Source organism: Demequina activiva (assembly GCF_016862815.1).
Lineage (GTDB): Bacteria > Actinomycetota > Actinomycetes > Actinomycetales > Demequinaceae > Demequina > Demequina activiva.
In genome coordinates this window covers 38,199-64,302 of record NZ_BONR01000003.1, presented here as the reverse complement: position 1 = coordinate 64,302, position 26,104 = coordinate 38,199, and the positions used below count along the sequence as shown (strand labels likewise).

Below are 26,104 nucleotides of genomic sequence, written 5' to 3'. Positions count from 1 at the left end.
GGTCGAGACCGCAGATCAGCGCGTCAGGGGTAGAGGCCCCGCAGATCGTGGGCCTCGATCACACGCTGAACGGCGAGCGCGGTGGCGGCCTCGCGGTAGGACATGCGATGTGCTCCGGCGTAGTCGACGACGGCGTGCCACGCGCGCTCCATGCGCTCCTCGAGACGTTCCTGCACCTCGCGCTCGCGCCACTGATACGCCTGGTTGGACTGCACCCATTCGAAGTACGAGACGATCACTCCGCCCGCGTTGGCGAGGATGTCCGGCACCACGAGGATGTCCTTGTCCGCGAGGATCGCATCCGCCTCGTTGGTCGTGGGGCCGTTGGCTCCCTCGACCAGGATGCGGGCCTGGATCCTGTCCGCGTTCGCCGCGGTGATGACGCCCTCGACGGCCGCCGGGACCGCCACGTCCACGTCAAGCGTCAGGACGCTCGCGGGGTCGATCGACTCCGCGCCGTCGAATCCGGCCACGGTCCCTGCGCTGTCCGCATGGTCGCCCAGGTGCGTGATGCCGAGACCGTCCCCGGCCCAGATCGCGCCGTCGACGTCGCTGACGGCGACCACGCGCACGCCCGCCTCCGACAGGAAGCGAGCCGCATCGCGACCTACCTTCCCGAAGCCCTGCACAGCGGCGGTGGCCCCCACGGGATCGATGCCTCGGCTCGTCATCGCCATGAGAGCGACGTGCGCGACGCCACGGCTCGTGGCGCTGGCACGTCCCAGCGAGCCGCCCAGGCTGATGGGCTTGCCGGTGACCACGCCGGGGACCGTGTGGCCCACGGCAGCCGAGTAGGTGTCCATGATCCAGGCCATGGTGCGCTCGTCCGTGCCGATGTCCGGCGCCGGGATGTCCACGTCGGGGCCGATGATGGGGAGGATCTCGGAGGTGTAGCGACGTGTCACTCGCTCCAGCTCGGCCTGGCTGTGGTCGCGGGGCTCGATCGACACGCCGCCCTTCGCGCCGCCGTAGGGCACATCCACGAGCGCGCACTTCCAGGTCATCCACATCGCCAGCGCCCGGACCTCGTCCAGGTCCACCGCGGTCGAGAAGCGCAGGCCGCCCTTGGCCGGCCCGCGGGAGAAGTTGTGCTGGACGCGGAAGCCTTCGTAGACCGCGGTGCTGCCGTCGTCACGGCGCAGCGGCACGGAGACGGCCATCTCTCGGCGGGAGATGGACAGCATGCGGTGAACGCCGTCGCTCACTCCCAGATGCTCGACGGCGCCGGCCAGCTGTGCGCGAGCGTCGATCAGTGGCCCGGCTGCGACCGGAGCCTGGTTGGGCGGCGTCATCGCCACCTCCTTCGCAAGGGTTCCTGTTCCACTCTAGGCACACCGCCGGCGGTCGACCGGGATCAGACGGCGAGCGGCCATTCCGGTCGTGGAAGGTCCTCGGTCCGACCGCGTGAGCGCAGCCAGGCGGCGAACTCCAGTGCCCACTCACGGTGCGCATCGGCCTGCTGACTGTGCAGGTCCGCCAGCGCGGACTCACCGATCGCGGGATACCGCGTCGCCATCGCTCTCAGCACGTCGAGCGTGGCGAGCACGTCCGCGTCCGCCGCGTGAAGATCGTCCGCGACCACGGTGACGCCGTAGGTCGCGCACATGTCGATCAGCTTGCGCTTGCCCTTGCGCCAGCGGTCCAACTTGCGATCGAGCACCAGCGGGTCCACCACGGGCGCGACCTGGCCGTTCGGCACCCGCGATCCGAGCGACGGCAGCCCATGGCGGGCGAGCTCCGCCTCGAGGATCGACACGTCGAACTGCGCGTTGAACGCGACCACAGGGAAGCCGGCCGCCATCGCGCCGGCGAGTATCGAGGCGATCTCCTCGAGTGCCACGGCCGGCTGAGCGCCCTCGGCCCGCGCCTGCTCGGTCGAGATCCCATGCACCTCCGTGGCGCGCGCCGGGATCTCGATCCCGGGATCGATGAGCCACGTGCGCGCGGTGACGTCGTCACCCGTGCGCGTGATGATCGCCGCGGTCACGATGCGATCGTGCGCGGTCGAGATGCCCGTGGTCTCCGTGTCGAAGCCCACCATGGTCGCGTCCAGCCAGCTCATGCGACCACTGTCCCACGCGGGACCGACAGCGCACCCGCGACGGGCCGCGCGCTGAGGCCCCACGCGCCGTCCGCGAGTCCAGATAGGCTATTGCGGTGAGCAACGAGATCGAGATCGGGCGCGGCAAGCGCGGACGCCGCGCGTACTCCTTCGACGACGTGGCGGTGGTGCCCTCCCGGCGCACGCGCGACCCGGAGCAGGTGAGCCTGTCGTGGCAGATCGACGCGTTCCAGTTCTCGATCCCCGTCATCGCGGCTCCCATGGACTCCGTGATGAGTCCCGCGACCGCGATCGCGCTCGGCAAGGCCGGCGGCCTGGGAGTCCTCGACCTCGAGGGTCTGTGGACGCGCTACGAGGACCCGGAGCCGCTGCTGAAGCAGATCGCCGGCTTCGACGCGGCGGACGCGACAGCGCGCCTGCAGGAGATCTACCGCGAGCCCATCAAGGACGAGCTCATCGCCGCGCGGCTCCAGGAGATCCGTGCGGCGGGCGTGCCCGTCGCGGGAGCCCTGTCCCCGCAGCGCACGCAGGAGCACTACGCGACGGTGCTCAAGGCGGGCGTGGACCTGTTCGTGATCCGCGGCACCACGGTGAGCGCCGAGCACGTGTCCGAGGAGGTCGAGCCGCTCAACCTCAAGAAGTTCATCTACGACCTCGACGTCCCCGTGATCGTGGGCGGCGCCTCCACGTATCAGGCGGCGCTGCACCTCATGCGCACCGGAGCGGCGGGAGTGCTGGTGGGATTCGGCGGCGGCTCAGCGCAGCGCACCCGCACCACGCTGGGCATCCACGCCCCCATGGCCACCGCCGTGTCCGACGTGGCCGCCGCGCGCCGCGACTACCTGGATGAGTCCGGCGGTCGCTACGTGCACGTGATCGCGGACGGCGGGCTGGGGCGTGCGGGCGACCTCGTGAAGGCGTTCGCGTGCGGAGCCGATGCGGTGATGATCGGCGCAGCGCTGGCGCGTTCCACCGAGGCTCCCGGAGGCGGCTTCCACTGGGGCCAGGAGGCGTATCACGCCGAGCTGCCGCGCGGTGAGCGCGTCGAGGTGGGCCAGGCCGGCACGCTGCAGGAGATCCTCCACGGCCCCGGCCACCGCGCGGACGGCACCACGAACATCATGGGCGCGCTGCGCCGCTCGATGGCCACCACCGGCTACTCGGACCTCAAGGAGTTCCAGCGCGTCGACGTGGTGGTCTCTCCGTACCACCCCGCGTAGGGGCGCCCGCATGATCGAGATCATGAGCCCGGGTGAGGTCGCGCGCGGGCGGGAGACCGGGGCCCTGGTGGGCTCCATCCTGCAGACCATGCGCGAGCGCGCGGTGCCGGGCGTCAACCTCTTGGACATCGACCGCTGGACCCAGCAGATGATCGCGGAGGCGGGCGCCGAGTCCTGCTACGTCGACTACGCACCGTCCTTTGGCAGCGGGCCCTTCGGCCACTACATCTGCACCGGGGTCAACGACGCCGTGCTGCACGCGCTGCCCACGGACTACGACCTCCAGGACGGCGACCTGCTCACGCTGGACCTCGCCGTGCTGCTGCACGGCGTCGCGGCCGATGCGGCGATCAGCTTCGTGGTGGGCGAGGCCGAGGCTCCTCAGAGCGACGCGTTGATCGACACGACCCGCCGGGCTCTGGCAGCGGGCATCGCCGCGGCCGGCCCGGGCGCGCGCATCGGCGATCTGTCCCACGCGATCGGCGAGGTGCTCACGGCAGCGGGGTACCCCATCAACACCGAGTTCGGCGGCCACGGCATCGGCTCGACCATGCACCAGGACCCCCACATCCCCAACTCCGGACGCGCGGGCCGAGGCTACAAGCTCCGCCCGGGTCTGATGCTCGCGCTCGAGCCCTGGATCATGGCGGACACGGACGAGCTGGTGGTGGACCAGGACGGCTGGACCCTGCGCAGCGCGACGGGGTGCCTGACCGCGCACACCGAGCACACCATCGTCATCACCGATGACGGCGCGGACGTCCTGACGCTGCCGCGGTGACCCGGACTCGCTAGCGGCGGCGCAGGAGCACCACGCCGTCGGTGAGGTGGCCGGGCTCGCCGTCCGGACCCGTCGCGTCGCGCTCCACGAGCTCGACCCGCCCCTCCTCCCACTGCTGGGGATCGAGCGCCAGCGCATCGGCCTCCTCCCGTGCGTCAAGAAACGTGTGGTGGCGCACGTGAGCCGGGTCTGCCCACGGCGGCGCGGCCGCGTGGGTGATGATCAGCAGGTGACCGCCGGGCGCGACGGCGGCCGATGCGCGCCGCAGTATCGCCGTCCGGTCCAGTGACACGGGTGAGTGGAAGAACGATGCCGTGACGAGGTCGTACGAGCCGTCCGCCTCCCACTCGCTGAGGTCCGCTGCCTCGAAGGAGGCGTGCGCGCCTGCGCCTGCGGCCGCCGTCCGTGCTCGCTCGATCGCCCTGGTGGAGATGTCGACTCCGTGGGCGTCCCAGCCCGCCAGCGCCAGGTGGATCGCATCCGCCCCTTCCCCGCACCCCAGGTCGAGCGAGCGGCCAGGCGCCAAGCCCGCCACGGCATCGGCGAGGGTGGCATTGACGGTGCCGGACCAGGCGGGCACCGAAGCGCCGTAGCGCTGCTCCCAGAACTCCGTGGGAGCGACGTCACGCCACTCGTCGCCGGCGTGCAGCGCCAGGTCGACGTCCTCCCCGACCAGGAACCCGTTGATGCGCGCGCCCGCGACCGCGCCGGCGCTCGCGGCCATGGGCACGCTGTCCATGGGGCTGACGACGTTCCCCGCTGCCCACACGCGTGGGTGGCTCGTCGCGCCGTCCGGTGCGACGGCGATGAGGCTCGTCCCCGGCCCGTCGGTGCGCCCGAGGCCCAGCGCCGCGACGGCGCCGTCGTGCGGCTCAGGGACGCCGCCGGTGAAGATCGCGTCGAGCTCGTGACGAGCGCCGTTCGCGGTGACGACGTGGGTGATCGCGGTGCCCTCGCCCTGGACGGAGACCACGGCCGAGTCCACAACCTCGACGCCGCGCGCGGCCAGGCGCGAGCGCTCCTCGTCAGCGACCAGCTCGCGCGACTGAGCGAACACCGTCACGCGGGCGCTGAGCTGGCGCATCATCTGTGCCAGATGCACCTGGCCGGCGGCGGAGACCAGCACGCCGATGCGCTGATCGCGCACCTCCCAGCCGTGGCAGTAGGGGCAGTGGGCGACGGTGACGCCCCAGCGCTCGGCGAGCCCCGGGATGTCGGGCAGGTGGTCCGTGATGCCCGTGGCGAGCACGACCGCGCGTGCACTCTCGACGGTGCCTGCGGTGTGGACGGCGAGGGTCGCGCCGTCGTCATCGACGCTCTCGACCCATCCCTCCCGGATCTCGACGTCGTACCGCTCGAGCTCTCTGCGTCCGCGAGCCAGCAGATCGGCGGGGTCGAGGCCGTCGTGCCCCAGCACGCCGTGCATGTGTGACGCGAAGCGGTTGCGCGGAAGTCCGGCGTCGATCACGAGCGTGCGGCGGCGTGAGCGGCCAAGCATCTGCGCCGCGGACAGGCCCGCTGCTCCGCCGCCGATAACGATGGTGTCCCAGATGTGTGCGGTCATGGAGCGATCATGCGGACGTCGATGCCGCCAGCGCAAGCAGACTTGCAGAATATGCAAGACTGCTGGGGTGAACGAACTGGCACAGGTGGGGCCGCGGCTGCGGGCGGCACGGCAGGCGCGCGGGTGGACTCTCGATGATCTGGCGTCCCGCGCCAGCATCTCTGCGAGCACCCTGTCGCGGCTGGAGTCCGGCAAGCGTCAGGCGACGCTCGAGCTGGTGGTGCCGCTGACGCGACAGCTGGGCATCCGAGTGGACGATCTGCTGCCTCCGGCCGACCGCGACCCGCGCGTGCGACGCCCGGAGATGCGCCGGGACGGCATGGTGATGGTGCCTCTTGCACCAGAGTCCTCGAGCATGCGCGCCTACCGGATCACGTACACGCCGCAGCATCGCGGCGGCGAGCTGCGCGTCCACGACGGACACGAGTGGCTCTATGTGCTGTCAGGGAGACTGCGGCTGCTGCTCGGCGACCAGGACCTGGTGCTGGAGCCAGGAGAGGCCGCCGAGTTCGACACTCGTATGCCGCACTCCATGACATCCGCGGACGGTGCGGAGGTAACCGTGCTGAGCCTGTTCAGCGAGGCTGGAGAGCGCATCCACACCTGGGGCGCCGGGGTCCCGCCCGATCCGGAGGGGACGTCAGTCCGCGAGGTGCGTGAGCCCGTCCAGGACATCGGCCCTTCGTAGGATGCGGAAGTGGCCGCCGGTGTCGAGCATGATGTTGGTCGCGCCGGGAAGCTCGCTGCGTTCCGGGATGTGCGGGTCGAAGCGCGCGTAGACGGACACGATCCTGCTGTTCACCTCCGTCTGCTCGGCCAGGCCCGCGATCGACGGGTGGCGCGAGGAGAAGGCGCGCAGCGAAGGCAGCCACATGAAGCGTGCGTAGCGCGATCCGCCGAAGGGCGTGGCGATCGCGAGCATGCCCCGCACGCGGTCGCCGCACTCTCCCGCCATCACGCGCTTGCCCGCGAGGCCGCCCTTGCTGTGGGCGACCACGATGACGTCGCGCAGGTCCGCCGCCTCGAGGTACTCCTCGACCCGCTCGGCCATCTCCTCGACGGGGCGATGGCTGCGGCGCAGGCTCTCCACCACATGCACGGGATGGCCCCGACGATGGAGCCGGTCGATCACCGGCTGCATGAACGTCCAGGTCTCGTAGATCCCGGGCAGCACCACGACGGGCGCGCGGGATCCCGCGTGCAGGGATGCCGGATCGGTGCGGATCGCGAGTGCCTTCGCCTGCCACCAGAGCGCGTCGACGTAGTCGGCGGCCCACCACGCTCCTGACTGCAGGACGTCCTTCACGCTGCGGCCGACCGACCCGGCTCGACCGCCGTGGTCGCTACTCGTTGTCGCCGCCCGTGGACTGGGCGCCCTGCAGGGCGCGCCGGCTGTCCTCGTCCGCATCGGGCCACACCCAGTTCGCCACCACGGGGATGTCCTCGCCGTGCTCCCGTGCATACCGGCGCGCGGCGAGGCGCCGGTCCGACAGGTCCTGGCGCAGCGACGCGGCACGCGTCCCCAGCGATGGCACCCGGTCGATCACGTCCATGACCAGCGAGTAGCGATCGATGTCGTTCAGCATCGCCATGTCGAACGGTGTCGTCGTGGTGCCCTCCTCCTTGTACCCGCGCACGTGAATGTTGCTGTGACCGTTGCGCCGGTAGGTCAGGCGGTGGATCAGCCACGGATAGCCGTGGTAGTTGAAGATGATGGGCTTGTCCGTGGTGAAGAGCTGGTCGAAGGCTCGCGAGGACAGCCCGTGCGGGTGCTCCTCCTCCGGCTGCAGCCTCATCAGGTCCACGACGTTGATCATGCGCACCTTGAGCTCCGGCAGCTCCTGACGGATGATGTCGATCGCCGCGAGGATCTCGATGGTGGGGACGTCTCCGGCGGCGGCCATCACCACGTCCGGCTCCTCACCCAGCGGCACGGTGGATGCGAACTCCCAGATGCCCACCCCTCGTGTGCAGTGATCGATCGCCTGGTCCATGGTGAGCCACTGCGCCTGCGGCTGCTTGCCGGCGATGACGACGTTGACGTAGTCGCGTGAGCGCAGGCAGTGGTCGTAGGTGGACAGCAGCGTGTTGGCGTCCGGGGGCAGGTAGACGCGGACGATCTCCGCCTTCTTGTTGACGACGTGGTCGATGAAGCCGGGGTCCTGGTGAGAGAAGCCGTTGTGGTCCTGGCGCCACACATGGCTGGACAGCAGGTAGTTGAGCGAGGCCACCGGCTGGCGCCACGCGAGCTCCCGCGAGACCTTCAGCCACTTCGCATGCTGGTTGACCATCGAGTCGATGATGTGGATGAACGCCTCGTACGACGTGAACAGGCCGTGGCGGCCGGTGAGCAGGTAGCCCTCGAGCCAGCCCTGGCACTGATGCTCGGAGAGCATCTCGATCACGCGCCCCTGGGCGCCGGTGTGGGTGCCGTCGTCCTCGCGCTCCGCCTGCCAGACCTTGTCGCTGACGTCCAGCACGTCCTGGAGCCGGTTCGACGCCAGCTCGTCCGGCGCGAAGATGCGGAAGTTGTCCCGGTTGCCGTCCATGACCGCGCGCAGGAACAGACCCAGCTGCTTGGTGGCCTGCTCGGGGCCGGCGCCGGGGGAGGGGACGTCGACGGCGAAGTCCCGGAAGTCCGGCATGCGCAGCCCGCGCAGCACGCGCCCTCCGTTCGCGTGCGGCGAGGCGGACATGCGCAGGTCGCCCTGCGGCGCGATCGCGCGCGCCTCCGGCGTGGGTGCACCGGACTCGTCGAACAGCTCGTCCGGGCCGTAGGACTGCAGCCAGCTCTCGAGGGTGCGCAGATGCTCGTCGGTGTCGCGAGCGTTGGACAGCGGCACCTGGTGCGCGCGCCAGGAGCCTTCGGTCTGGCTGCCATCGATCTGCGCGGGGCACGTCCAGCCCTTGGGAGTGCGGAAGACGATCATCGGCCACTGGGGCCGGTCCATGTCGGGGTCCTCGGCGGCCTGCGCCTTGATCGCGGCGATCTCGTCCATGACGTCGTCCAGCAGCGCCGCGAAGCGGGCGTGGATCTCATGGTGGGACTCGTCGTCGAAGCCGGCCACGAACACGTGGGGCTTGTGGCCGTACCCCCGCATCAGCGAGTCCAGCTCGTGGTCGCTGATGCGCGCCAGCACGGTGGGGTTGGCGATCTTGTAGCCGTTGAGGTGCAGGATGGGCAGCACCACGCCATCGGTGGCAGGGTTGATGAACTTGTTCGAGTGCCAGCTCGTGGCCAGCGCGCCCGTCTCCGCCTCGCCGTCGCCCACGATCGCCGGCACCAGCAGCCCGGGGTTGTCGAAGGCCGCTCCGTAGGCGTGGGAGAGGGCGTAGCCCAGCTCCCCGCCCTCGTGGATGGAGCCAGGAGTCTCCGGCGCCACGTGAGACGGGATGCCTCCAGGGAAGGAGAACTGCTTGAACAGGCGCTGCACCCCGCGCTCGTCGTACGAGATGTCGGGGTAGGTCTCGGTGTAGGTGCCCTCGAGGTAGCTCGCGGCCACCAGCCCCGGACCGCCGTGGCCGGGGCCGATGATGTACATCGCCTCCTGCTGGCGAGCCCTGATCATGCGATTGAGGTGCCCGTAGAGGAAGTTCAGGCCTGGCGTGGTCCCCCAGTGGCCCACGAGGCGCGGCTTCACGTGGTCTCGATGCAGCGGCTGGCGCAGCAGCGGGTTGTCGAGCAGGTAGATCTGCCCCACGCTCAGATAGTTGGAGGCCCTCCACCAGCGGTCGATCGCCTCGATCTCCTCCGGCGTGGCGGCGTCGGTGGTGCGTGTCCTCCAGGCGGTTCCCGTCATGCTGACCTCCAAGTCGTGAAGCGAACATCGTCAGCATTTCACCCTCGCGACCGATGCGCGCGGGCTTAGGTCCTAGGCGCTCTCCCCGTGAGGCGAGACAGCAGGCTCGTGGCGGGGCCGGTGGCCCCGGCGCGCGGGGGCCCGTCGAGCTGCCGGATCCGCCGGTCGAGCAGGTAGCACCAGGCGTCCGAGCGGGGCTCGGCGTCGAAGGACATCAGCAGCACCACCGTCCCTCCCAGGATCAGCAGCACGAGCGCCACCAGCCAGCCCCAGATGGTCTCCGCCGGCGGCCACAGCGCGAGTCCCACCACAGCCAGCGAGGCGACCACCCCCAGCGCCACCGCGGCGCCCGCGACGCCGCCGCTCGCCCGCTCGGTGATGCCGGCGCGCAGCGTCACGAGCGCGCGCGCATCCTCAGCGGCACCGATCGCAGCGGCGTCCTGCCGCGTGACCGCGCGGACCTTGCCCCAACGGTTCATCACCGGGCGGAACCCGATGTCGGCGGCGGAGGCGACGGCGGCGCGCGACAGGTAGGTCATGGTCCACACTCTTGCGGGATTGCGCGCGGTCCGCAACGGCGCCCGAGTGCGAGGGGGGGATCGAGGATCCCTGGATGAGCGCTGCCTTCATCCGCGACGGCGGAGCCCCGAACCTGGAGGTCCACCACCGAAGGGAGACGCTCATGTCCACTCGTCCACTTGCCCTCATCACGGGCGGCAGCCGCGGTCTGGGGCGCGCGACCGCGCTCGCGCTCGCGTCGCAGGGAGTCGATGTGGTGATCACCTACCGCACGGGTCTGAAGGAAGCCGATGCTGTGGTCGCCGTCGCGCGCGAGCACGGCGCGGCGGCGCTCGCCCTCGAGCTCGACGTCAGCGATCCGGACGCGATCGCTGCGTTCGCCGAGGCGCTGCCACACGCGCTGCGGGAGAGCTGTGGCCGCGATCGCCTCGATCACCTCGTCAACAACGCGGGCCACGGCACCGTCACGCCCATGGGTCAGACGGACGCCGACACCATCGATCACCTCTACGCGGTGCACTTTCGCGGGCCCTACCTCCTCACGCAGGCGCTCGAGCCGATGCTCGTGGATGGCGGAGCCATCATCAACCTCTCCAGCGGCCTCGCCCGCTTCGCGGTGCCAGGCCAGGCGGCATACGGCGCTCTCAAGGCAGGCGTCGACCACCTCACCTGGTACTGGGCCAAGGAGCTGGGTCCGCGCGGCATCCGCGTGAACTCCGTCGCTCCGGGTCCCGTCGCCACCGATTTCGGGGGTGGCCGCAACAGGGACAACGAGCAGCAGCGTCAGTTCCTCGCGGCCCAGACCGCCTTGGGCCGCGTGGGAGAGCCCGAGGACATCGGCCCGCTCATCGCGACGCTGCTGACGGGAGCCACCGGTTGGGTCACCGGACAGCGCATCGAGGCGTCCGGCGGGATCTTCCTGTAGGCGTGGAAGGATGACGAGCATGGACCGCGCGCAGCTCGCCGACTTCCTGCGCACTCGGCGCGAGGCGCTGTCGCCCGAGGACGTGGGGATGCCGCGCGGGCCCCGCCGTCGGGCCACGGGCCTGCGTCGCGAGGAGGTGGCGGCGCTCGCGCAGATGTCCGTCGACTACTACTCCCGCCTCGAGCAGTCGCGGGGCCCACAGCCGTCCGAGCAGATGCTCGCGGCGCTGTCGCGGGCCCTGCGACTGTCGCTCGACGAGCGCGACCACCTGTTCCGGATCAGCGGCCATGGCACGCCGTCGCGGTCGGTGCGGTGGGAGCACATCTCGCCCGGCCTGATGCGGGTGCTCGACCGGCTCGAGGACACCCCCGCACAGGTGATGAACGTGCTGGGCGAGACGATGGTGCAGACGCCGTCCGCCGTGGCCCTGCTGGGCGATCAGACGCACTTCACGGGCCTGTACCGCAACGCGACGTATCGGTTCTTCATGCACGAGGCCTCTCGCGCTCGCTACCCGCGCGAGGACCAGGACCATCACGCCCGGGTGTTCACCTCGGACCTGCGCGAGGCCGCGTCTCGCGTGCCCGACGAGCCGCGCGTGAGCGACGTGGTCGACGCGCTGCAGGACGCCAGCGTGGAGTTCGCGCGCGTCTGGGCCGCTCACGAGGTGGGGCGCCACCACGACGAGAAGCGACTGGTGCATCCTGAGCTGGGCGTCATCGAGGTCCACTGCCAGCACCTGCACGACCCCGCCCAGATGCAGAACCTGCTGGTGTTCACGGCGACGCCGGGCTCCGAGGACGCGGAGAAGCTCGCGTTCCTCAACGTCCTGGGCCGTCAGCAGGTGGGGTGACCTGCCCTCACACGCCCAGGCGGTCGCCCAGCTCCAGCCACCTCTCCTCGAGCTCGGCGGTCTCAGCGTCGTGCTCGCGCAACTGTGCTGTCAGGCGTGCCAGGCCCTCGAAGTCTCCCTGATCATGGGTGGCCATGTCCGCGTGGATGGCCTCGCTCTCCCGCATGAGCCGCTGCAGGCGCCTCTCCACGGAGGCGATCTCCTTCTCCAGTGAGCGGCGCTCCGCGCCTGAGAGGTCCGTCGCGCCCGTCGGCGCAGGCGCGAGGTCGGCGGTGCCACCGGACGCGCTGTCGACGGCCCCGCTGCCGAACGTGCCCACGCCGCCGGTTCCCGCGCGGCGCTCGCGCGACAGACGCACATACTCGTCGATGCCGCCCGGCAGGTGGCGGAGTCCGCCGTCCACGACGGCGTACTGCTGGTCGGTCACACGCTCCATGAGGTAGCGGTCGTGACTCACCACGATCAGCGTGCCCGGCCACGAGTCCAGCAGGTCCTCCATGGCCGCGAGCACATCAGTGTCGAGGTCGTTGGTGGGCTCGTCGAGCACCAGCACGTTGGGCTCGCTCAGCAGCACCAGCAGCAGCTGGAGGCGGCGCCGCTGGCCTCCGGAGAGCTTCTTGACCTGGGTCTTGAGCTGGATCGAGGTGAAGCCCAGCCGCTCCAGGAGCTGGGTGGGCGACATCTCCTGGCCGTCGGACAGCTCGACGGACTTGAAGCGCTTGACGACGCCGGACACCCGCTCCTCAGCGTGCTCGTCCAGCTCGGCCAGACGCTGCGACAGCGTCGCGACCCGCACCGTCATACCCGTCTTCACGCGGCCGGAGGTGGGCTCGAGGTCGCCGGTGATGAGCTTGAGGAGCGTGGACTTGCCTGCGCCGTTCTCCCCCAGGATTCCCGTGCGCTCTCCGGGGCCGATGTTCCAGTCGATCTCGCGCAGCACCTCTCGCTCGCCGCCGTCCGCAGTGGGGTAGCGAACCGAGCAGCGGATCAGCTCCACGACGTCCTTGCCCAGCCGTGCGGCGGCCATGCGCGACAGCTGGACCTTGTCGCGCACCGGCGGCACGTCCGCGATCAGAGCGTTGGCGGCGTCGATGCGGAACTTGGGCTTGGACGTCCTCGCGGGCGCGCCGCGCTGGAGCCACGCGAGCTCCTTGCGCATGAGGTTCTGCCGCTTGGACTCCGTGGCGGCGGCGATGCGGTCGCGCTCCACGCGCTGCAGCACATATGCGGCGTATCCGCCCTCGTAGACGTCGATGGTGCCGTCGTGCACCTCCCACGTGCGCTGCGTGACGGCGTCGAGGAACCAGCGGTCGTGCGTCACGACGGCGAGCGCCCCGCGCCCGCGGGCCCAGCGCCGGTTGAGGTGCTCCGCGAGCCACGCGACACCCTCGACGTCGAGGTGGTTCGTGGGCTCGTCCAGGAAAACCACGTCGTGATCGTCGACGAGCACGTGCGCGAGCGCGACCCGCCGCTGCTGGCCGCCGGACAGCGTGCCGACCACGGCATCGGCGGGAAGGTCAGGAACGAGGCCGGACATCACGTCGCGGATGCGCGGATCCGAGGCCCACTCGTGGGTGTCGGCGCTGCCGCCCACGATCGCCTCCAGCACCGTGAGCGACTCGTCCACGTGATCGGACTGGTCGAGCACTCCCACACGGGTCCCGCGGGTGACGGTGATGGCCCCGCCATGCGGCTCGAGGCGCCCCGCCAGGGTCTTCATGAGCGTCGACTTTCCGGCGCCATTGGAGCCGACGATGCCGATGCGGTCGCCGTCCTCCACACCGATGGTCACCTCATCGAGGACCGTGCCGGTGCCGAAGTCGACGTGAAGCGCCTGAGCGCCAAGAAGGTGAGCCACCCATCAAGGGTAGTCGCGTGCGCTGCGAGCGGTGACGCGGCCTAGCGGCGCTCGCTGTCGAGGCGAGCCGATGCGGGCGCCGGGTTCCACTCGGCGGGGGCCTTGACGATGACGAGCGGCCACAGCGGGTCCCGGGACAGGATGCGCGCCGCACCGTCCGCCTTGAGCTGGGCGATCTCGTCGAACACGTCCTCCATGAGCGCCGCGAGGTTGCGGTGCAGCGCGATGGGATCCTCGCCCATCGTGGTCGCATCCACGGTGTAGGTCGAGTAGCCGTTCGCGCGCAGCAGGTCCTCTCGCTCGAAGGCGTCCTCGACGTCCTCGCCGGCGGCCGCGTACAGGAACGGCACGACGGCGCCGTGCGACTCGGGACGCAGCTGGGCTCCCGAGTGGTCGTCGAACGTGTCGATCGCCGTGAACTGCGGCTCTGTGATCACCGTGGTCGCGACGAGGTGCGGATCCTGCTTGGCGGCGACGATGGCCGCGGCGAGCGCGGAGTGTTCGCCCGTGTGGAACGCGTGCAGCGACTCCGGGCCGTACATGTCGCCAGGGATGAGTGCTGACATCGGGGTGAAGCCGTGATCCTTCGCGCCGCACTCGCCGGCCGCGAAGTAGTGGGTGCGGAGGCGCCGCTTGTGCGTCGCGCGGTCCACGTGAAGCAGCACCAGAGAGTGGAGGAGCTGGGAACGCCACGGGCAGGTGCGCGACGTCGTCGCGAGCCTCTCGCGCCACTTCCGGTCGATCGCGGTCAGGAACTGCTCGGAGGGCTCGCGTGTCGCGTGCGCGGTCCAGGTGGTGACATCGATCACTGTGGCGGGCGTCCTCAGGGTTGGGGCCTCGGTTCGAGGCGCTGCCCTGAAACGATAAGTGCGGCGTGGAGGCCTGGCGGGCCACGACGCTGTGGCATTGGCCACACCTCCCGCACGCGCGGGCAAAAGCGGACGATCAGGACACGGCAGCGATGGACTGCAGCGCTATCTCGCGTTCCTCATTCGTGGGCACGACCCACACCTGGACGGCCGAGTCGTCCGCGCTCACCAGAGTCGCCTGCTTCTTGCGGCCGGAGTTGCGCTCCGGATCCATGACGATCCCCAGCGCCTCGAGGCCCGAGAGCGACGACAGGCGCACGGCGTCGTCGTTTTCTCCGACGCCCGCCGTGAAGGTGATCGCGTCGAGGGCGCCCAGCTGCGCGAAGTACTGGCCCACGTACCCGCGGATCCGCCGGCAGTAGACCTCCAGGCCCACCTGGGCGTCGCGGGATCCGCTATCGGCGGCGGAGCGGACGTCGCGCATGTCCGAGTACCCGGTGAGCCCCAGCATCCCCGACTGTCGGTTGAGCAGGGCGTCGACCTCGTCGATGGTCATGCCGGCCGTGCGTGCCAGGTGCAGCGTGACGGCCGGGTCGATGTCCCCGGATCGGGTCCCCATCACGAGGCCCTCGAGCGGCGTCAGGCCCATCGACGTGTCCACCGAGCGACCCCCCTGGATGGCGCACGCGGAGGCGCCGTTGCCCAGGTGCAGCACGATCATCGAGACATCCTCGATGGGACGGTCCATGAGGCGCGCGGTCTCACGCGACACGTAGCTGTGCGAGGTGCCATGGAACCCGTAGCGGCGCACGCCGTGCTCGTGCGCGACGCGACGGTCGATCGCGTACGTGTACGCCGCCTCCGGCAGCGTGGCGTGAAAGGCGGTGTCGAAGACCGCGACGTGCGGCAGGTGAGGGAAGGCGGCGCGAGCGGAGCTGATGCCGGCGAGGTTCGCCGGTATGTGAAGTGGACCAAGCGGCGAGAGCATCGCGATGTGCTTCTCCACGGAGTCGTTCACCACGGTAGGACCGGAGAACTCCTCGCCACCATGGAGGACCCGGTGGCCCACGACCGTGAGCCTCTCGAGGTCGACCCCGGATCCCGGCTCCGAGAGCTGAGAGATGATGGCGCGGATCGCGTCGCCGTGGTGAGTGACCCGCTCGATGAGCCCGGAGGCCAGCGGCTCGTCCTGGGTGGTGTCCACCACCTGGTACTTCACCGAGCTGGAGCCGCAGTTGAGGACCAGCGCGAGTCCCACGTAGTTCACGCTCACGTGTTCAGTCCTCCTGGGTCTCCAGGCTCTGTGCCTGGATCGCGGTGATGGCGACGGTGTTGACGATGTCCTGGACGAGCGCTCCGCGGGACAGGTCGTTGACGGGCTTGCGCAGCCCCTGGAGCACCGGGCCCACGGCGACGGCGCCCGCCGACCGCTGCACGGCCTTGTAGGTGTTGTTGCCGGTGTTGAGATCCGGGAACACCAGCACGGTGGCCTGACCCGCGACGGGCGAGTCCGGTGCCTTCGAGGCGGCCACTGATGGCTCCACGGCGGCGTCGTACTGCATCGGTCCGTCCACCACGAGGTCGGGCCGGCGCTCGCGCACCAGCCGGGTGGCCTCCCTGACCTTGTCGACGTCGGAGCCGCTGCCGGAGGCGCCCGTCGAGTAGGACAACATCGCGATCCGAGGCTCGATGTGGAACTGCAACGCGGTCTCCGCAGAGGAGATCGCGATGTCCGCGAGCTGCTCCGCGGTGGGATCGGGGTTGACGGCGCAGTCGCCGTACACCAGGACGCGGTCCGCGAGGCACATGAAGAACACCGAGGACACGATCGAGACGCCCGGTGTGGTCTTGATGACCTGGAAGGACGGCGTGATCGTGTGCGCCGTGGTGTGCGCTGCGCCCGACACCATGCCGTCCGCGAGGCCCGCCTGGACCATCATGGTGCCGAAGAAGCTGACGTCCTGGACCACCTCGTGCGCCTGCTCGACGGTCATCCCCTTGTGTGCTCGCAGCTCTGCGTAGGTCTCCGCGAAGCGCTCGACGAGCTCGCGGTCGCTGGGGGAGACGATGCGCGCCGCATCGATCTCGAGCCCCAGCTCTGCGGCGCGGCCGCGGATCGCGGGCTCGGAGCCGAGGATGGTCAGATCCACGACGTCGCGGGTGAGCAGCGTGGAGGCGGCGCGCAGGATGCGGTCGTCGGAGCCCTCGGGCAGCACGATGTGCTGGCGGCTGGCGCGCGCGCGGTCCAGCAGGTCGTACTCGAACATCAGGGGCGTGATCACGTCCGTGCGGGCGACGTCGAGCGCGCGCGTGAGGGCGACGACGTCCACGTGGCGATCGAACATGCTGAGCGCGGTGTCGACCTTGAGGCTCGACTCGCGGGCCAGACGTCCACGGGTCTTCGCGCACGCGCGTGCGGTCTCGTAGGTATCGAGCGGTGTCGAGACGATGGGCAGTGCGCTCCCGAGCCCCTCGACCAGCCGGGCGATCGGCTCGGACGAGCGGAACCCGCCGTTGAGGATGATGCCGGAGAGCTTGGGGAAGCCGTCCGCGGCATGCGCCGCGAGCAGGGCGAGGAGCGTGTCCGCGCGGTCGCCGGGCGTGATGACCACCGCGCCCTCCGCGAGGCGCTCCAAGAGGTGCTCGGGCATCATCGCGCCCACGATGAGGTCGCGGACCTCGCGATTGAGGAGCGCCGTGTCGCCGGCGACCACCGTGCCGTCGACTGCCTCGACGAGAGCGGACAGCAGCGGCGCCTCGAGAACCGGGTCCGCAGGGAGCGCACCCACGCCCACATCGTCCGGGAGCACCGCGTTGATCTCGTCGAGCTGCGCGGGATCGCAGCGGTTCGCGAACACTGCCGCCACCTTGGCGTGATGGTCCTCCAGCTCGAGGCGCGCTCGGCCCACGACCTGTGCGATCTCCGCGGGCGTGCGGCTCTGGCCATGCACCACCAGGGCGACAGGTGCGCCGAGGTTGGCGGCGATGCGCGCGTTGAACTCGAACTCCGCCGCTCCGGACACGTCGGTGTAGTCGGTGCCCACGATCACGACGGCGTCACACCTGCGCTCCACCTCGTGGAACCGGGACACGATGGTCGCGAGCGCACGCTCGGGATCGCTGTGGACGTCCTCGTAGGTCACGCCCACGGCATCCTCGTACGAGAGGTCCACGCCGTCGTGGCCCAGCAGGAGGTCCAGGACGTAGTCGGAGCCATCGGACACACGGGCCACCGGTCGGAACACGCCCACGCGGCCCACGGTCCGCGTGAGCAGGGCCGTCACGCCCAATGCCACCGTCGACTTGCCGCTGTCGCCCTCCGCGGAGGTGATGTAGATGCTTCGTGCCACGACCACCATCCTCCCATGCGCAGCATCGCCGCGCCTGCGACCCAGGTCCCGGCCGCAATTGGAGACATCCGTGCATGTGGAGCGCGCCACAGTCCATTCCGCGCGTCTGGCCCCTCGCCTAGACTCAGGGAACTCCCGACGATCAGGGAGTGGTGCCGTGGGGGAGTGCCGGCCTCACCCGCGGCCTCCCGCAACTGTGACCGCCGACGTCCGAGGCAGCGCCATGACCAAGAACCGTGCCCGTGGGCCGTTCGCGCGCGCTCTCGTCGGGGTGGTCAACGCCGGCGTCACGCCCTTGGACCGCATGCGCGCGCGCTCGGTCATGGCAGCCAACCGGTTCTTCCTGATCGCGGCGGTCGTCAGCCTTCCCTGGGCGCTCATCATCGCCCTGGCGGACCCGCCTGTGACCCTGGCCCCCGGGCTCACGCACCTGGCGATGGTCTGCATCTGGGTCATCTGCGTGGACCTCAACCGCCGCCAGCTGTACCTGTCCGCAGCGGTCAGCGGCCTGCTGGTGCCCATCGCGCAGTTCACGTATCTCGCATCGGTGTTCTCCGTGGACGCGGGCTTCCAGCTCCCGCTGCTCACGGTGGGCGCGCTCGCCTTCGTGATCTTCACGCCGCCGGAGTGGTGGGGCGGGCTCGCGCTGACCATCGTCGCGACGCTCGCACTGGTGTGGACCTATGGCGGAGCAGCGTTCGACAGCGGCCAGGTGGACATGGGTACGCCGGAGCTGAGGGTGCTCGCGGTCTCGAACGTCGTCGTGGTCGTCATGATCCTGTCCGTGCTGGCGTGGTTCAACAACTACTTCTTCGTGCGCGAGCGACGCCGCAACGTGCGCCTGCTCGCCGAGGCGGAGGTCGCGGCCCGCACCGACTCGCTCACCGAGGTCTTCAACCGACGTGGAGTGTCACCGGTCCTGTCCCAGACGGCGCGGGACGGCCACTACAGCGTGGCGCTCGCCGATCTCGACCGCTTCAAGCGCATCAACGATCGCCTGGGTCACGGTGCTGGCGACGTGGTGCTCTCCAACGTCGCGCGCACGCTCGTCGAGGCGGTGGGCGAGCGCGGCACGGTGGCTCGCTGGGGCGGTGAGGAGTTCCTCGTGGTGCTGCCGGGAATGGCGCTCGACGAGGCCGTCGAGCACATGGAGCGCGCGCGCACGGCCATCGAGAAGGAGTATGGGGCAGAGGGAGTCCTCGAGAACGTCACCATGTCGGTGGGCGTCGCGCACGCGCCTCGCTTCACGAGCAAGGACGAGGTGCTCCGGCTCGCGGACGCGAAGCTCTACGAGGCCAAGGCCTCGGGCCGCAACCTGGTGGTCGGAGCCACCCTGGTGGGCGTGCGCCGGGCGTGACGGGTGCACGCGGGCCGTCGGTCGCATCGGCCTCGGACGGCTGAGCGGGTGCGCCGCGATCGGTAGGCTGAGCCCTGTGGGAGCGCAGGCGCGCCCGGCGTCAGGGGCGCCGAACGTGACACCTCTCGGGGGAGGAGATCCATGGGGGCGGAAGACGCGAGCGTGAATGGGCGCCAGCTGAGCGACATCGTCGGACGCGTGCTCGATCGACGTGTCGGCAGGCTGGGCGGCGAGGCCGGGCGAGCGGTCTCCACGACGCATGCGATCGCCGTCTTCGGGCTCATCATCACCCTGTCCTACACCGCGTTCTTCGCGACCTACGACTTCGAGGCCTTCCGTGGGCTCGTCGCTCTCAACGCCGCGTTCTGCGTCGCGTACCTGGGCATGCTGCTGCTCGCACGCCTGGGGCGCCAGCTCGCCGCGGCCCTCGCATTGCTGTGCGCGGCGATCGCGCAGCTGCTGATCTCCACCGCCTGGGTGGGCTGGGAGGCCGGCCTGCACCTGTACCTGCTGCTGGCGGCACAGCTGGTCTTCATGGTGTTCACCCAGCGCCAGCGTCCGTTGCGCTGGATCTTCGCCGCAGTCGCGCTCGCGGCCTTCCTTCTTGCGCAGTTAACGATGCCCGCGTCCGGCGCCGTGGTCCAGATGGCGGACGTGATCCTCAACACCATGCTGTCCGTCAACGCGCTGCTGGTGGCGAGCATGCTCTTCATCCTCGCCGCGTACAGCCACTATCGCGCGGAGAAGGCGCAGGCTGACGCGTCCGAGAGCGCCGCGCGAGCCGAGTACCTGGCCAACACGGACGCTCTCACGGGCCTCGCGACTCGGCGCCCCGTGATGGAGCGCCTGGAGGTGCTCTCGCAGGCGGGCGGCGACGAGTACTGCCTCGCCCTGGCGGACCTGGACCACTTCAAGGCGATCAACGATGCGCACGGCCACGCGTGCGGCGACGCGGTTCTCGCAGAGGTGGGAACCCGGCTGCGCACGAGCCTGAGGGTGAGCGATTCTGTGGGACGCTGGGGCGGTGAGGAGTTCATCTTCGTGCTGCCGGACGCGAGCCTCGGCGACGCGACCATCATGATGGAGCGGGTGCGCTCCCGGGTGGGCTCGACGTCCATCTCCTGCGGCGATCACGAGCACGCCATCACGGTGTCCATCGGACTGACCGCCGGCGACTACGCCGGCACCCCGCATCACGCGATCCGGCGCGCGGACGACGCGCTGTACGAGGCCAAGGCCGCCGGCCGCGATCGGGTGTGCGTCACCCGTGCGGTGGAGCCGTCCGCAGCGCCCGCGGTCGCCTCCGAGAGCGAGACCGCACCGCCCAAGCCCCGCCGTCGCGCTTCATGACCGCACGCGGTCCCGTTCGCTGGGGTCACGTGATCCCAGCGGCGATCCTCGCGGCGGGCGCCGTGGCCGTCTGCGGAGCGCTGGGATGGTGGCAGTGGACCCGCGCCTCGGAGCAGGGCGAGGTGCGCCAGCCCGATCCGGCCGTGCCCATCGCGGATCTCATCGCCCCCGCGACGGGAGCGAGCGGCATCGGCCGCGACGTGTGGGCGGATGGCGCGTGGGCCGATGCGGACGTCGCGCTGATCCCCGATCGTGAGGTCGAGGGCGAACCCGCGGTGCTGGTGGTGCGTGCCTTCCGCGTCGGCGCCGACGCGACGGGCACCGGGGAGACGGCGACCCTTCCCGTGGTCGTGGGCTGGCTCGCCCCGGAGGACGTCGAGGGATTCGACGCGGCCGAGCCCGACGCGGACCGTGTCGAGGGGCACCTGCGCTCGGCGGAGGGCGCCGCTCCCGCACCGGGGCCGGAGGCCGCGCCGCCCGAGGGCACGTTCTGGGCGTCGGGGCTGTCGCCCGCGGTGCTCGCCCAGCAGTGGGAGAGCCCGCTGTACTCCGCTCTGCTGACGGCGACCGAGCCCGAACCCGGGCTGACCGGGCTCCCGCTTCCCGACGCGGAGCGGTCGCTCGACTTCCGCTCTCTCACCTACGCGATCGAGTGGTGGCTGTTCGGCGCCTTCTTCGTGTTCATCGCGGGACGCTGGATACGGGACAATGGACGCGCACGGCCCCGGGCGGCTTCGCCCGACGCCCCGGAAGATCCCCAGGGAGGACCCTCGTGACGGACCCCGCAGCCACCCCAGCCGAGTCCGCGGAGGCGACCCGCGCATCGGCCGTCACCCCCGGTGCGCTGCTGCGCTACCGCGTGATGGCGATCATCACCGGCGTGCTGCTCATCGTCGTGTTCCTGGGGATGCTGCGATACGTGGGCCTGTTCGAGCGCACCGAGGAGGTCGAGGAGGCCTTCGGCATCCTCGCGCAGGTCCACGGGTTCGTGTACATCGTCTACCTCGTGACCGTGGTGCAGCTGTGGCTGCAGGCCAAGTGGGGCTACGGGCGACTCGCGACCATGTTCTTCGGCGGCATCGTGCCGCTGCTGTCCTTCTTCATCGAGCGCCGCGTCACCCGCGAGCTGCGACCCGCCCAGGAGGAGCGCGCATGAGCCCCACCCAGCATCGTCCCGTCCTCGTCGTCGACTTCGGCGCCCAGTACGCCCAGCTGATCGCGCGGCGGGTGCGCGAGGCGAACGTCTACAGCGAGATCGTCCCCCACTCGATGAGCGCGGCAGACATGCTCGCGAAGGACCCCGCGGGCGTGATCCTGTCCGGCGGTCCGTCCTCGGTCTACGCGGATGGGGCGCCCTCGATCGACCCGGCGCTGTTCGAGGCAGGGGTCCCCGTGATGGGCATCTGCTACGGCTTCCAGGCCATGGCGCAGGCGATGGGCGGCACCGTCGCGCAGACCGGGCTGCGCGAGTACGGCCGCACGCAGGCGACGGTGTCCGAGCCGGGCACGGCGCTCGCGGGCAGCCCGGGCGTCCAGGAGGTGTGGATGAGCCACGGCGACTCCGTGCAGTCCGCGCCCGAGGGATTCACCGTGCTCGCCACCACCGAGGGAGCCCCCGTCGCTGCCTTCGAGAATCTCGAGGCGCGCATGTGCGGCGTGCAGTGGCATCCCGAGGTCAAGCACTCGCCCCTGGGTCAGGCGGCGATCGAGAACTTCCTCTACAACGTGGCCGGCATCCAGCCCGACTGGACCAGCGCCAACGTCATCGACGAGCAGGTCGAGCGCATCCGCGCCCAGGTGGGCTCCGCCCGCGTGATCTGCGGGTTGTCCGGAGGCGTGGACTCAGCGGTCGCGGCCGCGATCGTCCAGAAGGCCGTCGGCGACCAGCTCACGTGCGTGTTCGTGGATCACGGGCTGCTGCGCGAGGGCGAGGCGGAGCAGGTCGAGCGGGACTACGTCGCCGCCACCGGCGTGAGGCTGGTGGTCGCAGACGAGCGCGAGCGCTTCCTCGAGGCGCTCGACGGCGTCACCGATCCTGAGACCAAGCGCAAGATCATCGGCCGCGAGTTCATCCGCGCGTTCGAGGCGGCCGAGCGGGACATCGTCGCGGCCGCGCCCGAGGGCGAGCCGGTGAGGTTCCTGGTGCAGGGGACGCTGTACCCCGACGTGGTCGAGTCAGGCGGCGGCGAGGGCGCAGCCAACATCAAGAGTCACCACAACGTCGGGGGACTGCCGGAGGACCTCGAGTTCGAGCTCGTCGAGCCGCTGCGCACCCTCTTTAAGGACGAGGTGCGCGCCGTGGGCGCAGAGCTGGGCCTGCCGGAGGACATGGTGTGGCGCCAGCCCTTCCCTGGGCCCGGGCTGGGCATCCGCATCATCGGCGCCGTCACGGAGGAGCGCCTCGAGATCCTGCGCCGTGCGGACGCCATCGCACGTGACGAGCTCACCAAGGCGGGACTCGACCGCGACATCTGGCAGTGCCCCGTGGTGCTGCTCGCGGATGTGCGCTCCGTGGGCGTGCAGGGCGACGGCCGCACGTACGGCCACCCCGTGGTGCTGCGACCGGTGTCCTCCGAGGACGCCATGACCGCTGACTGGACGCGCGTGCCCTACGAGACGCTCGCCCACATCAGCAACCGCATCACCAACGAGGTGGCCGAGGTCAACCGCGTGGTGCTCGATGTGACGAGCAAGCCGCCGGGCACCATCGAGTGGGAGTGAACCCGGCTACTTGATCTCGGAGCTCTCGAGGATCGTGTGCAGCACGTCGCCCTCGGCTGAGCCGTCGACGTAGCCGTCCACGTCCACGTTTGAGGGGCGCGCGAGGATCCAGACGTCGCCGTGAAGAGCGAACAGCTCGTCCGCTCGACGTCCCTCCTCGTCCTCGGTGACCAGGTGCACCAGCGGCACGTCACGGCCATCGATCACTGCGGCGTCGCCGCCGCGGCCCTCCTCCAGCAGTGAGGCGAGCTGGCTGGCGTCCTCCGGCGCCGGGCCTCCGTACGGCGTCTCCTCGCCGACTCGGTAGGTCTCGACGTGCACCCACACGGAGTCGCGGTACGCGTCCGAGCCGGGCTCTGACAGGTCGAACGGCTGGGAGGCGTCGACGAGCACGGCGTAGGGACGGGTTCCGTCGCCGTAGGTGCCCTCGTACTGCCAGTCCTCGGGCAGCTCGATCGCGATGGTCGCCACCGCCGTGCCCACGGACGCCATGCCCTCCGCATCCTGCGCGCCGGCCGTCGGGTCGCCCGAGGAGTCGACGTCGGGGTCCGGCGAGGGCACGCTGGTCGGGGTGGAGGTCTCGTCCGCAGTGGGGGCGACCGTCGCGGTGGGGTCGCCGTCGCCGTCCGCGTCGCCGGAGCATCCGGTCAGGATCAGCGCAGCGGCCGTCGGGACGGCCCACCAGGAGCGAGCGAAGGTGCGGTGTTGAGGTGTCATGCCCGTACCAACGCGGCACGGCGCAGGGGCCTTCCCCGCGAGCGTGTCAGCGCTCGCGGTCCCGCTCGTTCGGGGCGTCATCGGGCTCGTCGGGGTCCTGGGCGCTGGTCGCTGCGTCCGCGTCCACCGGCGAGGCCTCGTCGTCCTCCGCGGTGAGTGGCGCGGTCTCTCCCTCGCTGTCCTCGGTGGCCGTCGCGGGGCGCGCCGGTGCGGCCTCCTCGACGGTGGGTGCGGTGGCCCGAGCGATCTCCTTGCGACGGCCAAGACCCGACACCGCCGCTGACAGGAGCAGCCATCCGCCCACGGCCGCGAGCACGATGATCGCCCCCAGCTGCAGGTCGATGTCGTAGCCGGACAGCGCGGCGATCATGAGAGCGCCCGAGCCCATCACGAGCAGTCCCCAGACTGCTGCGGAGATGCGCTGGCCCGCACGGCGGCGCAGAGTGAGTGCGGTGGTCATGAGGCGACCTCCTCCAGGTAGATGACGGTGCCGTCGCGTCCGGTGATCGTGAGCACCGGGTCGTCGGCGTTGGTGGCGCTGATCACGCGCACGGGATCGCTGTCCACGGGATTCCCGAACTCGTCCCAGTCGGCCTCCGACCAGTCGTAGCAGGAGATGTCGCGGTTCTCCCAGATCACCGTGGTGGTGCCCAGGCCGAGGATCTCGATGCTGGTGCCGGCCGGCACCGCGACGTGGGTGTAGGCCGCATCGAGATCGATCGCGGTGTCCTCGGCCACGATGTCGAGCCGCATGGTCGCGGTGTCATCGCCCCAGAGGGAGACCTCCTCCCAGGGCTCCATGGACACCGGGGTGGTGCAGCTGCCTGCGGCGTAGATGGTGCCGTACTCGCTTGCGAGCTCCGCACTCAGATCGATGGGCGTCTGCACCTCGGTGGGTTCCGGGGCGGGCTCCGGCGCAGCGTTGATGGTGACGTCGACGTTGCCGTCCCAGCTCCACGACGAGTCGTAGCTGCGGCGAAGTTCCTCGGCGTTCGCGGTGAGGAGCAGGCTCAGCACGACCGCGACCACCGACAGGAAGCCCAGGAAGCCCAGCTTGCGTCCGGCGAGAGCGACGATCACCAGGATCGCTCCCAGTCCCACGGTGATGCATGCGCCCCACGCGAGCAGCGGGTGGACGCCGAGCTCGCCGGCGCGGTCCAGTCCGGCGACGATCGCCGCGGACAGGATCAGCACGCCCAGGAATCCCAGGTAGCCCCCCTTGCCGGGACCTGGCACGTGGGGACGTGGCGGTGCCGGAGGCGCTGGCGGCCCGTAGTACGCGGGCGGCGCCGCGGCCGATGCGGGCGGAGGCCCCTGCGCAGGTGCCCCCGCCGCAGGCGGCGCGGGAGGCACCGGCCCACCGGCCACGTAGCGCGCGCCGGCAGCGGCACCGCGCGACGGAGCGGCGCCAGCACGCGGGTCGCCCGGGAGGAGCGCGGGCTCCCACGGCTGAGGGGTGTGCACTGCCGTGGCCGCAGGGGTCGCGCCCACGGCCGCGAGCCCTGCGTTCCCCGGGGCCTGCGAGGGCGCGTCCACCGGTGCGGACGGCGAGCTCTGCGACTCGGTGACGTCCGCATCGGCCCGGGAGGCCTCGTCGCCCTGCGGCGCAGGTGCGGGTGCCCCGTCCGCAGCAGGAGCGGCGGGCGGTGGCGGCGTCGCACCGGGAGCAGGCGCGCCGGGCATGGGTGGATTCTTGGAGCGTCGAACCAACCAGACGACCAGCACCACGAGGCCCGCGAGGATCGCCAGCGGGATCAGCACCGCGAGCACAGCGAGGACCGCGCGGAACGGGTGGAAGCCACCGTCGCCGAGGTTGTCCCACGGGAACGGATCCCCGCCCCAGCCGAAGACGCCGAACAGCGGTCCGCCGTCGAGGCCGCCGAAGCCGAAGAGCGTGAGCACCGCGATGCCCAGGAGCGCTCCCACGTTGGTGACGCCGCGGCCGAAGTTCTGGATGATGATGTTTCCGCGGCGATCCGGGAGCAGGCCCCAGGCGGCCGCGTATCCCAGCATCACGAGTCCTGGCAGCAGGAGCCACGCAAGAACCGTCAGCAGGCGCGCGGGGACGGCCGCCATGCCGATGCGCTGACCGAGCCCCTCGACCACGCCGCCCACGAGACCGTTGGTGCCGCGAGCCAAGCCCCAGCCTCGGATGGTGGTGAAGAACGCGGCCTCCCTCGGGGGCTGCGGTGTCTCAGTCATGGCTCTCCTCGCACTG

Annotated in this window: 23 protein-coding genes; 10 read left to right on the top strand and 13 right to left on the bottom strand. The window is 70.7% G+C overall.

The window, feature by feature from the left end; translation table 11 throughout:
- Positions 1–23: 23 nt before the first annotated feature.
- Together Dac01nite_RS07650 and Dac01nite_RS07645 are read right to left on the bottom strand one after the other, a co-directional pair.
- Positions 24–1,292, bottom strand: a complete 1,269-nt coding sequence (locus Dac01nite_RS07650) for a Glu/Leu/Phe/Val family dehydrogenase (protein ID WP_203655415.1) — start codon at positions 1,290–1,292, stop codon at positions 24–26.
- A gap of 62 nt (positions 1,293–1,354) precedes the next feature.
- Entirely contained in the window at positions 1,355–2,062 is a 708-nt protein-coding gene (locus Dac01nite_RS07645) for an exonuclease domain-containing protein (RefSeq protein WP_203655413.1), read from the bottom strand.
- Positions 2,063–2,157: 95 nt separating this feature from the next.
- On the opposite strand from Dac01nite_RS07645, the gene Dac01nite_RS07640 reads away from it, so the two are divergent.
- Together Dac01nite_RS07640 and map are read left to right on the top strand one after the other, a co-directional pair.
- Positions 2,158–3,282 carry a GuaB3 family IMP dehydrogenase-related protein gene (locus Dac01nite_RS07640; protein WP_203655411.1) on the top strand — a complete coding sequence of 375 codons (1,125 nt, stop codon included), beginning with the start codon at positions 2,158–2,160 and terminating at the stop codon, positions 3,280–3,282.
- A 10-nt stretch (positions 3,283–3,292) separates the two neighbouring features.
- Entirely contained in the window at positions 3,293–4,063 is a 771-nt protein-coding gene (gene map / locus Dac01nite_RS07635; RefSeq protein WP_203655409.1) for a type I methionyl aminopeptidase, read from the top strand.
- A gap of 10 nt (positions 4,064–4,073) precedes the next feature.
- Here map and Dac01nite_RS07630 read toward each other — a convergent pair whose 3' ends face one another.
- The gene (locus Dac01nite_RS07630) at positions 4,074–5,627 is read right to left on the bottom strand and encodes a bifunctional NAD(P)/FAD-dependent oxidoreductase/class I SAM-dependent methyltransferase (RefSeq protein WP_203655401.1); all 1,554 of its coding nucleotides are present in this window, start codon (positions 5,625–5,627) and stop codon (positions 4,074–4,076) included.
- A 67-nt stretch (positions 5,628–5,694) separates the two neighbouring features.
- On the opposite strand from Dac01nite_RS07630, the gene Dac01nite_RS07625 reads away from it, so the two are divergent.
- The gene (locus tag Dac01nite_RS07625) at positions 5,695–6,315 is read left to right on the top strand and encodes a helix-turn-helix domain-containing protein (RefSeq protein ID WP_239066578.1); all 621 of its coding nucleotides are present in this window, start codon (positions 5,695–5,697) and stop codon (positions 6,313–6,315) included.
- Here the strand turns inward: Dac01nite_RS07625 and Dac01nite_RS07620 are convergent.
- From Dac01nite_RS07620 to Dac01nite_RS07610, 3 genes are all read right to left on the bottom strand, one after another.
- On the bottom strand, positions 6,268–6,933 hold the full coding sequence (locus Dac01nite_RS07620) for an esterase/lipase family protein (RefSeq protein ID WP_203655384.1): 666 nt from the start codon (positions 6,931–6,933) through the stop codon (positions 6,268–6,270). The genes Dac01nite_RS07625 and Dac01nite_RS07620 overlap by 48 nt on opposite strands.
- A 37-nt stretch (positions 6,934–6,970) precedes the next feature.
- Entirely contained in the window at positions 6,971–9,427 is a 2,457-nt protein-coding gene (locus tag Dac01nite_RS07615) for a phosphoketolase family protein (protein WP_203655379.1), read from the bottom strand.
- A 65-nt stretch (positions 9,428–9,492) separates the two neighbouring features.
- On the bottom strand, positions 9,493–9,966 hold the full coding sequence (locus tag Dac01nite_RS07610; RefSeq protein WP_203655378.1) for a hypothetical protein: 474 nt from the start codon (positions 9,964–9,966) through the stop codon (positions 9,493–9,495).
- Positions 9,967–10,040: 74 nt separating this feature from the next.
- Here Dac01nite_RS07610 and Dac01nite_RS07605 point away from each other — a divergent pair, with 74 nt between their 5' ends.
- Positions 10,041–10,871 carry an SDR family NAD(P)-dependent oxidoreductase gene (locus Dac01nite_RS07605; RefSeq protein ID WP_239066577.1) on the top strand — a complete coding sequence of 277 codons (831 nt, stop codon included), beginning with the start codon at positions 10,041–10,043 and terminating at the stop codon, positions 10,869–10,871.
- Between the two features lie 19 nt (positions 10,872–10,890).
- Positions 10,891–11,724, top strand: a complete 834-nt coding sequence (locus Dac01nite_RS07600; RefSeq protein WP_203655375.1) for a helix-turn-helix transcriptional regulator — start codon at positions 10,891–10,893, stop codon at positions 11,722–11,724.
- A gap of 7 nt (positions 11,725–11,731) precedes the next feature.
- Here the strand turns inward: Dac01nite_RS07600 and Dac01nite_RS07595 are convergent, their stop codons facing one another.
- The 4 genes from Dac01nite_RS07595 to pta form a co-directional block, all read right to left on the bottom strand.
- Positions 11,732–13,582: an ABC-F family ATP-binding cassette domain-containing protein gene (locus Dac01nite_RS07595; RefSeq protein ID WP_203655373.1), complete on the bottom strand. Its 1,851-nt coding sequence runs from the start codon at positions 13,580–13,582 to the stop codon at positions 11,732–11,734.
- 41 nt (positions 13,583–13,623) lie between these two features.
- Entirely contained in the window at positions 13,624–14,391 is a 768-nt protein-coding gene (locus tag Dac01nite_RS07590) for a phosphoketolase family protein (RefSeq protein ID WP_203655371.1), read from the bottom strand.
- A 136-nt stretch (positions 14,392–14,527) separates the two neighbouring features.
- Positions 14,528–15,649 (bottom strand): acetate/propionate family kinase, encoded by a 1,122-nt coding sequence (locus Dac01nite_RS07585; RefSeq protein ID WP_203656148.1) that lies wholly within the window; start codon positions 15,647–15,649, stop codon positions 14,528–14,530.
- A 19-nt stretch (positions 15,650–15,668) separates the two neighbouring features.
- The gene (pta, locus tag Dac01nite_RS07580) at positions 15,669–17,741 is read right to left on the bottom strand and encodes a phosphate acetyltransferase (RefSeq protein WP_203655369.1); all 2,073 of its coding nucleotides are present in this window, start codon (positions 17,739–17,741) and stop codon (positions 15,669–15,671) included.
- A 223-nt stretch (positions 17,742–17,964) separates the two neighbouring features.
- On the opposite strand from pta, the gene Dac01nite_RS07575 reads away from it, so the two are divergent.
- The 5 genes from Dac01nite_RS07575 to guaA all read left to right on the top strand — a co-directional run bounded on the left by Dac01nite_RS07575 (position 17,965) and on the right by guaA (position 23,169).
- Positions 17,965–19,098, top strand: a complete 1,134-nt coding sequence (locus Dac01nite_RS07575; RefSeq protein WP_203655367.1) for a GGDEF domain-containing protein — start codon at positions 17,965–17,967, stop codon at positions 19,096–19,098.
- 141 nt (positions 19,099–19,239) lie between these two features.
- Complete coding sequence (locus tag Dac01nite_RS07570) at positions 19,240–20,448, top strand: GGDEF domain-containing protein (RefSeq protein ID WP_203655365.1); 1,209 nt, start codon at positions 19,240–19,242, stop codon at positions 20,446–20,448.
- A 29-nt stretch (positions 20,449–20,477) separates the two neighbouring features.
- Complete coding sequence (locus Dac01nite_RS07565; RefSeq protein WP_203655363.1) at positions 20,478–21,224, top strand: SURF1 family cytochrome oxidase biogenesis protein; 747 nt, start codon at positions 20,478–20,480, stop codon at positions 21,222–21,224.
- Positions 21,221–21,604, top strand: coding sequence for a DUF3817 domain-containing protein (locus Dac01nite_RS07560; RefSeq protein WP_203655361.1), 384 nt, complete (start codon positions 21,221–21,223; stop codon positions 21,602–21,604). The genes Dac01nite_RS07565 and Dac01nite_RS07560 overlap by 4 nt, the downstream gene beginning before the upstream one ends.
- Positions 21,601–23,169 (top strand): glutamine-hydrolyzing GMP synthase, encoded by a 1,569-nt coding sequence (gene guaA, locus Dac01nite_RS07555; protein ID WP_203655359.1) that lies wholly within the window; start codon positions 21,601–21,603, stop codon positions 23,167–23,169. The genes Dac01nite_RS07560 and guaA overlap by 4 nt, the downstream gene beginning before the upstream one ends.
- A 6-nt stretch (positions 23,170–23,175) precedes the next feature.
- Here guaA and Dac01nite_RS07550 read toward each other — a convergent pair whose 3' ends face one another.
- From Dac01nite_RS07550 to Dac01nite_RS07540, 3 genes are read right to left on the bottom strand one after another with little or no spacing between them, the layout of a single operon-like run.
- A complete protein-coding gene (locus Dac01nite_RS07550; protein ID WP_203655357.1) occupies positions 23,176–23,886 on the bottom strand; it encodes a hypothetical protein in 711 nt (236 codons plus the stop codon).
- 46 nt (positions 23,887–23,932) lie between these two features.
- The gene (locus tag Dac01nite_RS07545; RefSeq protein WP_203655355.1) at positions 23,933–24,346 is read right to left on the bottom strand and encodes a hypothetical protein; all 414 of its coding nucleotides are present in this window, start codon (positions 24,344–24,346) and stop codon (positions 23,933–23,935) included.
- A complete protein-coding gene (locus Dac01nite_RS07540) occupies positions 24,343–26,088 on the bottom strand; it encodes a PspC domain-containing protein (protein WP_203655353.1) in 1,746 nt (581 codons plus the stop codon). Before Dac01nite_RS07540 ends, Dac01nite_RS07545 begins: the two co-directional genes overlap by 4 nt.
- Positions 26,089–26,104: the final 16 nt, after the last annotated feature.